A 13,064-nucleotide genomic window follows, 5' to 3' on the forward strand; every position below is an offset into this window, starting at 1 on the left:
GTAGATGTTGTTTAATTCTATTGTAATAAATATATTAATATTTTTATTTTTTTTGTCGGTTTTTACATTCTACACAGGACTTGAACTCTCAAAAAACTGGAGAATAATTATGGCACTTATAATGATAGGGAGTTTGATTGGATTAATAGTGTGCGGGTATTTTCGAATAGTCGAAATGAGTGAAGAAAACAAACTAAAAACTGAAATGGCAGCAGAGCGAATTGAATACAACGAAAAGAAAAAAAACGAATTGTTAACAGAGAAGTTTAAATTGCCAATTACAGATATCCTAATAGAGCCAGTATTAGAAACAAAATACTATAAGGTAACAACGAATACAGGGATTTATAAGTTATCATTCGCATATGACACGAATGATAAAATAATAGGTTTTAAGGAATTTAAGCAAATTACATCAATAAGCCAGGAGGGGAATCATGAGCAAGGAAGTCACAATTAAAATTACGGAAACAGGTTGGAAATTGAAAGCGGAAGTAAACGGAAATGTTTATGAAGAAGCGGTTATGAAAGAGCCTGGGGATGCCTTACATGTTAAAGGGGATTTAGAAGAAACCCTATGGATGAATGATAAATTACATGAAACCCTGGGAAGTCATTTTTGCTTTCGTGTAGCAAATGCTCTAATACAAAGTCAGTAAAAGGAGTGGATGTTTTGAATGCAGCAGAAAGAGATCAAAAGATAGGTCAGTTAAAGCGAGAAATTAATGCGATATGTATATCCTTATCTATAGGAAGTATTTTTGTACTTTGTATTTGGTGGGGCTTAGAACCAATGATGAAACAAGTAATTAATTTAAATGAAGAAGATGGTGAATTATTAACCACTATTACAACGGTATTCTTTGATTATGTCCTTGTTGTTATTTATGCAATAGGATATATTAGTGCACTTGTAGCTATTTTTATGAAAAAGAGAATGATTAGGAAGTATAAAAAAGAAAAGGATGTATCACCGAAAATTAACATACAAAAAGATGATATAAATCAGAATCCTGTTTATGTAATTGATCATAGCAAGGATAAACCAAATCAATATGAAAAAGGGGATAGAGATATGATGAAGCGAGTATTTAACCAAAATAAAAATGTTTCTACTAATTCTGGTAAACAAAACACTAATGGAACGAGAGGTAAAGGGAGTTCAACACGGTCATATAATGGATCTACTCGTTCTTCTAATAGTATGGCAAGCGATAACAGTGCTTTAGATATTGCATTAGGAAGTTCAATGTATTCAACAGGGAATGATAATGATTGTTCTTCTTCTAGTAGTTCAAATTATAGTAGTTCTAGTTCAGATTATTCATCAGGTAGTTCAGGCTATGATGGTGGTTCAAGTTGTGATTAAGTTCTAGTAAAGATTAATAAATTATAAAACTAGTAGAAAAGAGCAGATCCTTAATTGGCTGCTCTTTTTTATTGGTAAAGATTAGCTATAAACAAAGCATATTAGGTAGCAATCAGTATGTTTTGTTTGTAATTAATCCCAAAAGGAAAGGCAATTTAAGAAATTAGGGAAGTGGGGATGAAGATATGAATAAGAAAAAAGCATTAATTAGTTTGGCGTACGCTATGGCGCTATATAGTTTAGTAGGTTGTTCGAATTCTACTAATACAGGTACTATGGCAGCGGAGAAAGAAAAGGCTGCTACAAGTGAAAATAAAGAGGTTACTAACACCGAAGAGAATTATGAATTAGGTGAAATTAAGATTACAAATAAAGAGCGAAATAAAGAATCAAGAATAGAAGTTGTAGAAGCTCATATTGTGGATGATGGTAAACAAGGACTAGATCCTCGTAATACAGCCTTACAAGAAGTAATCATTTTACATGATAAGGTACAAGATTGTAATTATCTTTACACGTATAGCTCTAGCAGTACAGGTTCGGGTTCAGCAACGATGAAAAAATTAGAATGTGGAAAGAAAGAGTAAGGATAATTGTATGGCTAATTTATGGTTAATTGCTCTTATTGTTATTACAGGTAATTTCATATTAAATAAGATTCTTAATTTAGATTTTGATAAATCGATTAGTATCATCATAGCAGCCTGTTTAATGGTTCTTTTTGTATTTTCGATTTGGTTGTTAATTTAATGAAGGAATTTAGTAGAAAATACTTATAAAACGGATGTTGAAATGTACGTTCCAAAAAGTATTGGAAAATTGATAAGGGAGTAACTTAAATATGAAAATAAAAGAAACAGATTGCAAATATACGTATTGGGAAGAAGCGATAAAACTGTTCTATAAAAAACAAGAATGGCAGCGAAGAAGAGATCAAGCTAATAAAGAAAAACGAGAAGGTGAGTAGCATGGATTCGCAAACAAAGAAGAATACAAAATCAATAAAGGGATTAATTAAAAGTATAGGCATGATTACACTTGTTGTTGGATTCATAGTGTTTTTAGGAATTTGTATTAATTATTATATGGATAAGACTAATAAGGTGAATGCTATAAAGAGTGAACAGACTCAAGAAAATATAAAGATAGCAGAAAAGATGGTTGAAAAAGAATTAAATATTAATAGTAAATATTTCAAAATAGTTGGTATACAAAAATATTTAATTGGACAAGTAGAAGTAGAGTTAAACGCTAATACGGAAGATTTTTGGATAGAAAAGGATTTAACTTGTAAGGTGCAAGTTAATGGTGAGAATTATAGTCTTATTTTTGAAACCCAAGAAGTAGATAGTAAAAATGAAGAACTAGAAATGTATGAACCAATAAAAATTAACAAGATCATAAAGGAGCAGAAATAATATGAAAAAGATTTTAGTAGGATTTGCTCTTATAGGGCTTGCTGGTTGTGTAGATGTTGATAAGTCGGTAGCAGGGGATTCTGAAGCTGTACAAAAGATTTCAAGTGAGAAAGAAGGTATTAAGGTTTTTGTAGATAAAGAGACAGGGTGTGAGTATTTATATAGACATAAATTTGTTGGAAGTGTTACATATAGTGGAATGACAATTAGACTAGATGAACAGGGTAAACCGAAAGGGTGTAAAAAAATCTCTGAGCAAAATTACAACTAAATATGGAGGGTTACAATGTCAGTTTGTATTGAAGGAATTCATGAGGATTATACTTATGGATTCCTTTTTTATTCTAAAAATAAAAGAATTGTTTTGGATGATGGAGTTCAAGAGTACCCAATAGATGCAGCAGAAGTACTCCTGGAAAAAGAATATGTTTTTATAGAAGAATTAAGGAAACTTGATTCATTAAAAATACCAGGGTTAAGAGCGAGAATTAAATTACAAGCAAATTAAATAAAAATCAAAAGTCTATCAAATATATGGTAGGCTTTTTAGTTTTATTTAAAAACATAGCGCTATGTCGTTATTATTCGAATGAAAGGGAGGTTATTATGAAAGAAAAAGCGAGAAGTCCAACTACTTATTCTCTCTCATATGGGGATAGATCCTCATGGTTGTAAAGAGAGGAGGAATACGATTGTGGTTTAGAAGGTCATTTAGTTTATTATTTGTTGTTATGCTTCTGTTTGGAAGCTTGGCCGACTTCGTATCAATTGGACATGCAGAAAGTACATCGGATCAGAAACAGGCTCAAGAGAACAAAACAAACGATGTGACTGTGCTGCAAGAAAAAGCGGATCTGAAGAGTACGGGAATTAATCCAAACGAGGTAGTTGTAGCAAATGGTAAAAAAGGTAGTGAGTTGTTTGATTTTGAAGCCTTTATTAAGCCTTCAGACATCGTAGATGGAACAGCACCTTTTGATTCGAACGATGAAGCAGGTAATGATTCTAGCCCTAATAATGGCATTGTAAGGACGTTTGATACAGTAACATATCCATTGAAGGTGACAATTAATCCTAAGAAGAATGAAACGCTAAAAAATATTAAGATGAAAATCACCGGCACATTAGAAAATGGAATTACAAACAAACGTGTTAATGCAAAATTTGCTGTTGGTGGTAAAGAGGATTTGGAAAAGGGTATTGTTTCTTTTGATATGGAATACACGTTAAAAGAAACAGGTAACTCCTTAATGATCCCTGTTACTGTGGAAGTACAAGGGGCGGAGCATGGATTGAAATTAAAACCTAACATTAAAATCCAGGTTATAAGTGTAGATGGGAAAGATATTACAAACGAAAATGTATCACAATCATTTGATGATATTAATCCTGTTACGGCTTCTGGAAAAGTAAATGTTAAGGCGAAATTTTCAACTCACTATGCAGGTATGCCTAGATTGTCTTATTCAGTATTCAACCCAAAAGTGGATAAGGATGATCGTTCTTTTATCTTTCCAGTTGTATTATCTTTATTTGTAGATAATCTTCCTAACCGTAGCGATATTAGGGGTGCTACATTTCCTGCTGGAAAAGTAAATTATCACTTTGATTTTAGCGGACGTGTTGATTGGGATTCTAAATCAATGGGAGTAGATAAGTTGGATTTTGAAGGGAAAGATACTCCTTTTACAATTTTCAACTATCAAGCTATTGATAATATAAGCAAAAAAATCCCTCAACCCAATACAGAAAGCTCTGAAATTGGATTGGATAGTTATGAAGATGTGCGTACAGTCCAATCAGGAAGTGCAAAATCTTATATTCCTAAAGAAAAATGGAATGCTAACGATATTGAAAAATATACGATTAATAGCGTTTGGGACAGTGGTATTACTCAAATAAGCAAACCGAAAGTTTCAAAAGATGTAATAAATTATGAAGGGAGCATTAGTGACTTTACTATTGGTTCAACGTTCCCGACAATGATTTCACATGACAGTCGAGTTGTGGCTTTTAATAAAAATCAGAAAGCTTTCGCTACAACTAGGTTTTTAATTCATACACCAAATGAATACTACCCTTTAGCGAAAAATAATAAGATTAACAAGGCTAATAATGTTTATTATGATTTGAAGTGTATTATTGACTCCTATGAGGATAGTAAAGGTAATGTAGTACCATATAATACTACAGCTGCTGTAACTATTACGGAAAGGAATAATCCAAAAGGCTCGTATTCAATACAAACTACTTTCCATACGCCTGAAGGAAAAGAGTTGGGAACACCACATATTGGATACAGTGCTGTATCTAAAGGTGATCCGACTATTATAGTAGGACAAAAGGTGAAAGTGGTAAGTCATTTAAACGTTCGTGCTGTTACAGAAGGTGGCACAACTATGGTTTACAAATGGAATACGGATTCGTTTTATTTAACAAAGCAATATGCAGAATCGGCAAAAACAAATATGTTAAATGAAGGATACCCAACATCTTCAGGAGGAAGAGTCAAAAATAGTGATAAGCAAGTAATTTCTTTTGGAATAGCAAAGAAAAATGACAATTCTTTTGAAGCTCTAACTCAAAATAAGGCTGAAGATTATGAATGGTATAGTACATATGATGAAGCTAGAAAATATGGTGAAGTTGGAGCAATCAAGAATGACATTAATGCAGTAATGGGTGATGGTGAAGTGGTAGCTAGCTATATTCCTTTTGACGTCAAGACGAAGAAGATTGGTAGTCTTAATGAAAAAGGAACACCAAATATAACCGTTACTGATTCAGTTGTCTATCCAACAGCAGATCGAAAAATTGGTTATCGTATTCGTGAAGATGGTAAATACAACAACTTTACGGAGTACGATGAAAATGGTAATTTAACTAAATTACAATCGCCTGTGGGTAGTACAATTAACTTTGAAACATTGGGTATTATCAATGGTGAGACGAGCAGTGACATAAAAACAAATAAAAACACATATTACAGCTCGGATAATGTAAATATTACAGTTGATAATCTTGCAAAACTACCAGCGGAGACGGATTTTAATTCTTTAGATGAAAAAGTAGAAATGAGAGTGAAAATACCTAAAGGTCTTGATTATGTAGTTGGATCTGCTAAATATGGTGATCAATATGTTGAACCGAAGATAGAACAGCAGAGTGATGGAAGTATTCATTTGGTTTGGCATGACACATTGACTCGTGGTAATAAGGCACTCAAAAAAATCAACTTTGAGACTCGTATTAATCCAGTATTGCTGGCGCAAGGAAACCAAGTAGGACTAGAAATCCAAAATGTAATGAGTAGTTCTATGGATACTAGATTAGAGAAGTTTCGAACAAGCTCTAAGAATATTTCAGTTGTGAAAATTGGTATGGTTGGTGTTAGTGAAACAATCGAGAAGGTGACAGGGAAAAAGAACAGTGACTATGTGGTTGGTGTTCAACCATATACGACAATTAAAGATGAGTCACATATTAAGGCACTTACATATGTTCCAAGAAATAAGGATCATAATGGTTCTGCTTTTAATGGTGTTACTTTCTTGAGACAAATAGCACTAGAAAATGCTAATAATAAGAACGTTGAAATATGGCTTAATAACAGCTTTGTTGAATCGAATAATCCAAACAAAATTGATTTAAAGTCAAACGGTTGGTATAGGTATACAGGAGAGCAGGATCTATCAAAAGTGGTCTCTATTTTGCTATATATAAATGATTCATTAAGTAGTAGCGATATTGTTAAAATGAATCTTGTTTACGGCACAAATAAAAATGAATTTGGAGATTTTTACGTAAGTAAAACAGTGGTAAATACCTCTGTTGATTACAAATTATCTCCTGTTTCTAACCAGGTGAAATATACAATTGTGGCAGACGCAAATTTAGGTCTTAGAAAAATAAGAATCGATACTGCACCTGCTGATATTGGTTTGCCTGTAATTGTACGTTTGGACAAGGACATCATTTATGAGGACTCTAATAAGAGTAATGTTGCTGTTAACTTATATGATAAGGCTGACAATAAGCTGGTAGATAGCAAAGTATATACAATTGAGGAATTACCGGAGGAAATAAAATTCAAGGTAGATCCTAAATTTTTAAAGAAACATGATAAGAGAAATTATGAGGTTAGATTTGAAAAAGTTAATAAAGAATCTATCCTTATTTTAGATGGGAAAGGCAAAGTAGATACGGATGGTTATACTTCTTCTGAAGAAACTGTAAAGGCAAATGCTAAAGCATCTACTGAATTGAAATATAAAGGCGTTATAATGACGGAGCGTGAAGTCGGAAAAGAGATGGATATCTTTTATGAAACACTTACAATTCCGTTAAAACAGCTGCCTAAACAAAAAACTGGCTATGGTTTTGAGTTGAAACCATTAGTTAGTTATAACAATGAATTAGCAATCCCTTATGATGTGAAGGCAAATGCTTTTGTAGATAAGAGATTGATTGATTCTCATTTGAATTATGAGAAAAAAGGAGATCAAATGGTTGTTCCATTAGAAGAAGCTGAGAAAACAGGCAGCACGGATAAGAAGAACACCGACTTTCTTTTTGAATTGCCACATATTAACGTAGAACAAAAAACAGGTAATTTATTTACCGATCAGCAAGTGAAAGACCATGATCCACGTATTAAGAATGCAATGAAAGATGGTAAGAGAAAGTTATATGTTCCGATTTGGGCAGACCTGGGAGAATACAATGTTTTAATAGCATCAGGAATCCCTATAGGCGCTAATAAGGTTAACTTTGAGGTAACACAACCATTAAATTTATATGCATATATGTACGGAACAATTGGCTCTAAAACACTGAAAGATGATGAATTACTATTAGAGCCTGTTGATCCAAAAAATCCTTTCTCAAATGGCAAACCGCCTGGTTGGTCAGATGAAGATGTTGCTTGGTTAAAGCAATAGGAAAGGAGATGAAAAATGTGTGAATGTCCTAACTTATAACTCGGCCAAGAAACAAATTATATTTATGGCGCTATACTTTGTAATTACAGGGATTGTAATTCGTTTAATTGGATATTCGTTGGAAGGTAGCCTTTCCGCTTTAACACAAGCTGGAGTCGATAATTTACTTTCAGGAAATTTATCATTTGGTGATATGTTCCACTTCGATTTTAGTTTTGATACAAGTCAATTTGATGGATTTAGTTTTAATACATTGGTTGTTTTTGTAAAAGAGAAGATTGAAAGTGTTATCAATGATATGATGCCTACTACATTAGGTGCGATTAACATGCTTATGTTAAATAAGTACTTTACAATAGATCGTGCTATCAAATTAGGTATTAAATTGTACTAAATAAATATTTAGGTAGGAAAAGAGACGTAATTTTTATATTACGTCTCTTTTTTATATAAAAAAACAAAAATTGAGAGGATGCTGTTTAGATGTTAGAACAAAATACAGATCGTATGTGGTGGATGATTGGAACTGTAGTGGTAGGAGTAATTTTAATTGCAGGGGCAAAACTTGCATATCCTGAAGTGTTTAACAGTGTAATTGATTCTTTTAAATCTACACTTTCAAATGCTTTTAAAATGTAGTAGATAACTATATAACCAATAAATAGAAGGAGGTTTTCTCCTTCTATTTATTAATGATTATAACTATTATTTTAATAGTTTGAGATCTGAGAGAAAGGAGTAAAAAAGTTGAAAGACTATCCTTTCGTTCTGTTAATGCTAATTATTGGTTTTTTTATGGTTGTAATTAGTGGTTATTATTACAAGCAAAATTTTACAACCGATTCAGTTATGCAAGGGATTACTGAAACAATTCGAGCAAGCGCTGTTGCAAATGCAGATAATAGTTCCCGTATTCAAAATGGAGAGTTATATGTTTCAAAACAAGACTTTGAAAAAGATTTTAAAAAACGTATTAACTCTAATAATCTTGTAAAAATCAAGAAGGATGCTAAATACGAGTTTAAATACCTTGATAATAAGAATGGATCAATAAAAGCTATAAGAGTCATTATTCAAGATGGAAATAACACGTTTCAGGCTACATGTAAGGTGAATATAGCTACATCTTAGAAGAAAGGAGAAAAAATGTGAGGATGCTGGGAATTAGCAAGACAAAAGTAACACAAAAGAAAAAAGATAAATTTAAGTTTAATCCAGATAATCTTCAGAGAATTAAAGAAGATTTGAATACAAAACATGCGGAGTTAGTTATTGATGCCTTACTTAATGAAGGATCACGTAAAAAGATCAAAGAAACTATCCAAAATGACTATCCTTATATGTTTATGGATTATGATGATGACGAAGATATAGCAGAATATGTCGTATCTGAAATTATTGGTACAGGAGTTATCGAAAGGATTATAAAGGAACGTCCTGATATTACTGATATATCCTATAACGGAAGTCATTTAATAGTAGAATCAAGTGATTATAAAGGGAGTTATGAAAATTCCGATCATATTATTTCAGAGGAATATATTTCTCGTGTAATTCAAAAGTTTGCTAATGCTGTAGGGACTGAATTTGTTCCTAAAAAACCAATCTTTGATGGAGTTTACGGATCTATTCGTATTAATGCAGTGCATAACCAAAATACAGTAGGAAATTCTACAATGTCATTAAGGATAGTACGTCCTAGATTAGCATTAAACGAAGAGAATTTTGCTACATTTGCTCCTGAATTTATGCTTGAATTCTTTAAAGTACTTATGGTAAGTCGAAATAACATTTTAATTTCAGGAGAAACAGGTACAGGGAAAACAGAGTTTCTAAAGCTGCTATTCTCTTACATTTTGTTTGAACATAAAGCAGTTATGATTGAAGATGTTCCTGAAACGCATGTTAAACAGCTATTTCCCGATAAAGATGTATTAAGTTGGTTAACTGGACATGGTGTAACAGTTACGGATCTGATTAAGGCTGCCTTACGAAATAACCCACGCTGGATTATGATTTCTGAGCTTCGTGGTAAAGAAACTTATGAAGCAATTCAAGCTGTGTTATCGGGACATCATGTAGTAACTTCTCTGCATTCTGTAGATGCTGAGACATCACCAAAGAGACTTGTTAATATGTCTAAAATTGGTTATCAAGTTGATGAAAAATCCCTTGAAGAAGATATTATGCGATATTTTGGTTTTGGTTGCCATATTAAGAGGGTAGTAATAAAAACAACTGGCGAAAATGGTGTGAAAATTAATCGAGTTATTCGTTATTTATCAAAGGTAGTCGAGTATTCACATGAAGGATGCAAGATGGTATTTGAACAAAAATATAGTAACGGTAAGTTTACGTATTCAACAGGCAGCTTGTCAGAAGGTTTTTATGAACGTTTAGCTGAAGCTGATTTAAAGTATGATCTTCCAAAATATACAGACGTTTTAGCAGTTAAAGAGGGTTTAGTTGCAACAAGATAAGAAAGGAGAAGGTTAAAGAAAGGAGGTATTAAGCTTGAAAGTATCTACTTTTAACGCAAAAACCAGAAAGAAAAAGTTTGTTAATGCGGATGAAATAAATGCTATTAAAGTAGCTTATGGAAAACCGTTAGAAAGAAAAGATTATCTAAGATATGGATTAATTCCAGGTTTGATTGTAGGCGGTTTTTCATTTGTTTTGCTGTACTTGTGGTGGGTTTCATTGATTTTAGGAATTATTGGAGCGCTATATGGTTTAAAAGTGTTAATGCCTAAGATCATCCAAAGGACATATGAACAAATCTCTTTTCGTGAGAGAAACAAATTCGTCAATAACATGACTCAAATTCTCACAAATGATAGTCAAACATTGTTAAAAGCTTTAGGAAGGGCGAGTGATCGTTCTGAAGGTGAGTTGAAAAAGGATCTGAAGGTTTTACAGGCAAAGTTAATGGGAGCTGATCATGGGCAAGTACTTCAAGCTTTTAAAGTAATCTCAAACAAATATCGTGATGATATTATATTTGTTCAGTATATAGAGCAAATAGAGACAGCTTCATTAGAGGGTAAAACAAATATGGATACATTGAAAGATATAAAGTCTTACCACAACGAAATGAAAGAGAAAAAGGAAGAATATGATCGGAAGAAGGATGGTCATCTTAGAGATATAAAATCACTTTGTATTATAGTGGTGTTCTTTATCTTAATAATTGCATTCTCATTTAATTTTGAAACATATATTGATGCGTTTGCGAGACATCCGATTGGTTGGTGTACTGCTGGTATTTACATGTTATTAATGTTTTTCTTCTCTAGGTCTTTTGCTAACTATTACTTTGATGATTCAATTTTGGAGGTAAAAATATGAGGGTAGTAGCAACGACTAGCGCAAAAAAAAATCGGTATAAACGCCTTTTTGCTGAAGAAGAATTATATAACATGTTACAAGAAATGGGTAATACAAGACAAATGATCGATAATTTCCAAACGAAGCGAATTAAACAAACGCTTATGATGGTTGTTATCGGTTTTTTTATGGGTTTATTAGTTTCAAAATGGTGCTATTTATTAGCAATTGTATTACCAATACTTTTTTATCGATCAAAATACAAAAAAGTGGTTCGAACTTACAATGCCTTCAAATTTGAACGCCATCTAAACTTTATTAAGTTCATGAGATTGTTAATTCCTTATCTAAAGGAAGGGGAGGGTGGGACTAGCTTGTATCAGATCCTCCGAAAGATCCTAAAGCGTACAGAAAATCCTGTAGATGCAAATTCGGTGGCTAAATTAATGTCAGAATTAACGGATAAGCCAAATGATATTCAGCCTTTTACCGATTTTGCTATGCGCTCCAGTGGTACTGATATGTCAATTTTGTTTATGCAAACAATTTATGATTTCCAACAAAACTCATACGATACAAATGTTATTGATGAACTTGGGAAAATAGCAAGTGCAGCCCTACAAAGATCAATTGATGAAATTGTGACGTTTAAACTAAAACGATTTACATTTTTCCCTACGAAAATTGTTATGAGTGCATTTCTAATAGTTGTGGGATTTGCAGCAGCAATATTGAGATATAACCTTTCAAGTATTAATTTATGATAAATCTTTAAGGAGGGTGGAAGTAAATTGAAATTCATGTAAGTAGGTGTAAATTATGCAAGAATCTTCGATTATGGAAATGGTCAAATGGTTTCTTACGCTATTCTCTATTGTTTTATTAGTTGCCGTAGCGATATTTTGCATTCAATTGTCAAATGTGAATTCTTATAAACAACAAGTTAATTACACAATTGAGAGGAAAGGTGGCTTAACCAAAGAAGCTGCCCAAAGCTTAAAAGAGTATAGCGATAAGTACTATAATGGGACTTTCACTATCGAAAGTGAGAAATTAAATGAAAAGGTTCAGTATGGCGAAATAGTAGACTATCAAGTTGTAGCAAAGTTTAAAATTGCTGTTTTTAACATTCCTGATGTGACTATGAAGTTCACTGGATCTGCATCTTCACAAATTCGTTAGAGAGTGGGTGATGGAGAAATGCTCGAAAATAACACATTCCGCCTAATGATATTAATAGGCGGTTTTATTGTGTGTGCAGGAGTTTTCTTATTGTTTAAAGATGAACTGTCTGTAATTAAAGAATCTTTTCAGAATTTCTTCTCCCAAAGAATTACAAAGTATTAAGTAAAGGAGTCAATTTTATATGGCAAGAAAAAATCCGAAAAATGACAAAGCGCCACACCAAGATGCTGTTACAGTAATCTTGAAGAAGCAGGGAATAACATACGAAGAGTGGTCACAAAAAATTGTGAGTGATAAATGCGTATCTTTACTACAAGGTGGAGAGCCTGAGTGGAGAAATAAGATGTTAGAAGAAGCCGCGATGGTAGAAATCGCGGCTTTTATTGTTAAACAGGAAAATAATAGGCAATCACAAAGTGGTTCTCATTCAAACTCTGACATACAATCAAGAGCTTAAAATGATAGCCTGGTCAAAATAATTAAACTATTAAATTATATAAGAGAAAGTAGGAATTTAAAATGGATCTATTTACTGCGTTTTATATTAAATTATTAACTTACAATGACTTTTTTGACTCTGTTAGTACTGCTATGGGAAGTTGGACTGGACGATTACAAGCAATTGGTGTAGGGATCATTATTTTCTGTGTTGCTGTTGCAGGTGTTATGTACATGCTAGGTGAAGAAATGAGCCGAAAAGCAAAACAATGGCTTTTCCGTATTATTGTTGGTGGAGTTATTCTATTCAGTGCAGGGATTATTGGAGATACAATTAGAGGTTTAACTGGAGAAGATCTTTAAAATTAATCGAAATTTAGAAAAGGG

Annotated in this window: 19 protein-coding genes; all 19 read left to right on the plus strand. The window is 32.6% G+C overall.

The window, feature by feature from the left end; genetic code table 11:
- Positions 1-4: 4 nt before the first annotated feature.
- A complete protein-coding gene (locus tag EKQ63_RS00580) occupies positions 5-460 on the plus strand; it encodes a hypothetical protein (RefSeq protein ID WP_011244844.1) in 456 nt (151 codons plus the stop codon).
- Positions 438-659, plus strand: a complete 222-nt coding sequence (locus EKQ63_RS00585; protein ID WP_143880539.1) for a hypothetical protein — start codon at positions 438-440, stop codon at positions 657-659. Before EKQ63_RS00580 ends, EKQ63_RS00585 begins: the two co-directional genes overlap by 23 nt.
- A 14-nt stretch (positions 660-673) precedes the next feature.
- Positions 674-1,369, plus strand: a complete 696-nt coding sequence (locus EKQ63_RS00590; RefSeq protein WP_143880540.1) for a hypothetical protein — start codon at positions 674-676, stop codon at positions 1,367-1,369.
- A 185-nt stretch (positions 1,370-1,554) separates the two neighbouring features.
- Positions 1,555-1,956, plus strand: a complete 402-nt coding sequence (locus tag EKQ63_RS00595; RefSeq protein WP_001035193.1) for a hypothetical protein — start codon at positions 1,555-1,557, stop codon at positions 1,954-1,956.
- A 10-nt stretch (positions 1,957-1,966) separates the two neighbouring features.
- Positions 1,967-2,119 (plus strand): hypothetical protein, encoded by a 153-nt coding sequence (locus EKQ63_RS29770; protein ID WP_190240613.1) that lies wholly within the window; start codon positions 1,967-1,969, stop codon positions 2,117-2,119.
- Between the two features lie 91 nt (positions 2,120-2,210).
- Complete coding sequence (locus tag EKQ63_RS30440) at positions 2,211-2,336, plus strand: hypothetical protein (protein WP_000693569.1); 126 nt, start codon at positions 2,211-2,213, stop codon at positions 2,334-2,336.
- Position 2,337: 1 nt separating this feature from the next.
- A complete protein-coding gene (locus EKQ63_RS00600) occupies positions 2,338-2,787 on the plus strand; it encodes a hypothetical protein (protein WP_140168421.1) in 450 nt (149 codons plus the stop codon).
- Position 2,788: 1 nt separating this feature from the next.
- Positions 2,789-3,058, plus strand: a complete 270-nt coding sequence (locus EKQ63_RS00605) for a DUF6440 family protein (RefSeq protein ID WP_143880541.1) — start codon at positions 2,789-2,791, stop codon at positions 3,056-3,058.
- Positions 3,059-3,073: 15 nt separating this feature from the next.
- Positions 3,074-3,295: a hypothetical protein gene (locus tag EKQ63_RS00610; RefSeq protein ID WP_143880542.1), complete on the plus strand. Its 222-nt coding sequence runs from the start codon at positions 3,074-3,076 to the stop codon at positions 3,293-3,295.
- A gap of 184 nt (positions 3,296-3,479) precedes the next feature.
- Entirely contained in the window at positions 3,480-7,727 is a 4,248-nt protein-coding gene (locus tag EKQ63_RS00615) for a fusion protein (includes pXO2-28-29-30) (RefSeq protein WP_143880543.1), read from the plus strand.
- Between the two features lie 19 nt (positions 7,728-7,746).
- Complete coding sequence (locus EKQ63_RS00620) at positions 7,747-8,121, plus strand: hypothetical protein (protein WP_001101880.1); 375 nt, start codon at positions 7,747-7,749, stop codon at positions 8,119-8,121.
- A gap of 89 nt (positions 8,122-8,210) precedes the next feature.
- Complete coding sequence (locus tag EKQ63_RS29775) at positions 8,211-8,366, plus strand: hypothetical protein (RefSeq protein WP_000893323.1); 156 nt, start codon at positions 8,211-8,213, stop codon at positions 8,364-8,366.
- 108 nt (positions 8,367-8,474) lie between these two features.
- Positions 8,475-8,858 (plus strand): hypothetical protein, encoded by a 384-nt coding sequence (locus tag EKQ63_RS00625; protein WP_000656418.1) that lies wholly within the window; start codon positions 8,475-8,477, stop codon positions 8,856-8,858.
- A gap of 23 nt (positions 8,859-8,881) precedes the next feature.
- Positions 8,882-10,207 carry an ATPase, T2SS/T4P/T4SS family gene (locus EKQ63_RS00630; protein WP_000900709.1) on the plus strand — a complete coding sequence of 442 codons (1,326 nt, stop codon included), beginning with the start codon at positions 8,882-8,884 and terminating at the stop codon, positions 10,205-10,207.
- Between the two features lie 34 nt (positions 10,208-10,241).
- Positions 10,242-11,075, plus strand: coding sequence for a hypothetical protein (locus EKQ63_RS00635; protein WP_143880544.1), 834 nt, complete (start codon positions 10,242-10,244; stop codon positions 11,073-11,075).
- Complete coding sequence (locus tag EKQ63_RS00640) at positions 11,072-11,818, plus strand: hypothetical protein (protein WP_001266834.1); 747 nt, start codon at positions 11,072-11,074, stop codon at positions 11,816-11,818. Before EKQ63_RS00635 ends, EKQ63_RS00640 begins: the two co-directional genes overlap by 4 nt.
- A 55-nt stretch (positions 11,819-11,873) precedes the next feature.
- On the plus strand, positions 11,874-12,236 hold the full coding sequence (locus EKQ63_RS00645; RefSeq protein ID WP_143880545.1) for a hypothetical protein: 363 nt from the start codon (positions 11,874-11,876) through the stop codon (positions 12,234-12,236).
- A gap of 184 nt (positions 12,237-12,420) precedes the next feature.
- Entirely contained in the window at positions 12,421-12,696 is a 276-nt protein-coding gene (locus EKQ63_RS00650; RefSeq protein WP_087994192.1) for a DUF5415 family protein, read from the plus strand.
- 62 nt (positions 12,697-12,758) lie between these two features.
- On the plus strand, positions 12,759-13,040 hold the full coding sequence (locus EKQ63_RS00655; RefSeq protein WP_000362951.1) for a TrbC/VirB2 family protein: 282 nt from the start codon (positions 12,759-12,761) through the stop codon (positions 13,038-13,040).
- Positions 13,041-13,064 lie beyond the last annotated feature (24 nt).

It is taken from the genome of Bacillus sp. BD59S, from assembly GCF_007363175.1.
In the GTDB taxonomy this organism is placed as follows: Bacteria; Bacillota; Bacilli; order Bacillales; family Bacillaceae_G; genus Bacillus_A; species Bacillus_A pacificus.

Bases quoted from the DNA above. Each gene is read 5' to 3' on its own strand.
- EKQ63_RS00580 (WP_011244844.1), top strand. From the start codon at position 5: ATGTTGTTTAATTCTATTGTAATAAATATATTAATATTTTTATTTTTT.
- EKQ63_RS00585 (WP_143880539.1), top strand. From the start codon at position 438: ATGAGCAAGGAAGTCACAATTAAAATTACGGAAACAGGTTGGAAATTG.
- EKQ63_RS00595 (WP_001035193.1), top strand. From the start codon at position 1,555: ATGAATAAGAAAAAAGCATTAATTAGTTTGGCGTACGCTATGGCGCTA.
- EKQ63_RS29770 (WP_190240613.1), top strand. From the start codon at position 1,967: ATGGCTAATTTATGGTTAATTGCTCTTATTGTTATTACAGGTAATTTC.
- EKQ63_RS30440 (WP_000693569.1), top strand. From the start codon at position 2,211: ATGAAAATAAAAGAAACAGATTGCAAATATACGTATTGGGAAGAAGCG.
- EKQ63_RS00600 (WP_140168421.1), top strand. From the start codon at position 2,338: ATGGATTCGCAAACAAAGAAGAATACAAAATCAATAAAGGGATTAATT.
- EKQ63_RS00605 (WP_143880541.1), top strand. From the start codon at position 2,789: ATGAAAAAGATTTTAGTAGGATTTGCTCTTATAGGGCTTGCTGGTTGT.
- EKQ63_RS00610 (WP_143880542.1), top strand. From the start codon at position 3,074: ATGTCAGTTTGTATTGAAGGAATTCATGAGGATTATACTTATGGATTC.
- EKQ63_RS29775 (WP_000893323.1), top strand. From the start codon at position 8,211: ATGTTAGAACAAAATACAGATCGTATGTGGTGGATGATTGGAACTGTA.
- EKQ63_RS00630 (WP_000900709.1), top strand. From the start codon at position 8,882: ATGCTGGGAATTAGCAAGACAAAAGTAACACAAAAGAAAAAAGATAAA.
- EKQ63_RS00640 (WP_001266834.1), top strand. From the start codon at position 11,072: ATGAGGGTAGTAGCAACGACTAGCGCAAAAAAAAATCGGTATAAACGC.
- EKQ63_RS00645 (WP_143880545.1), top strand. From the start codon at position 11,874: ATGCAAGAATCTTCGATTATGGAAATGGTCAAATGGTTTCTTACGCTA.
- EKQ63_RS00650 (WP_087994192.1), top strand. From the start codon at position 12,421: ATGGCAAGAAAAAATCCGAAAAATGACAAAGCGCCACACCAAGATGCT.
- EKQ63_RS00655 (WP_000362951.1), top strand. From the start codon at position 12,759: ATGGATCTATTTACTGCGTTTTATATTAAATTATTAACTTACAATGAC.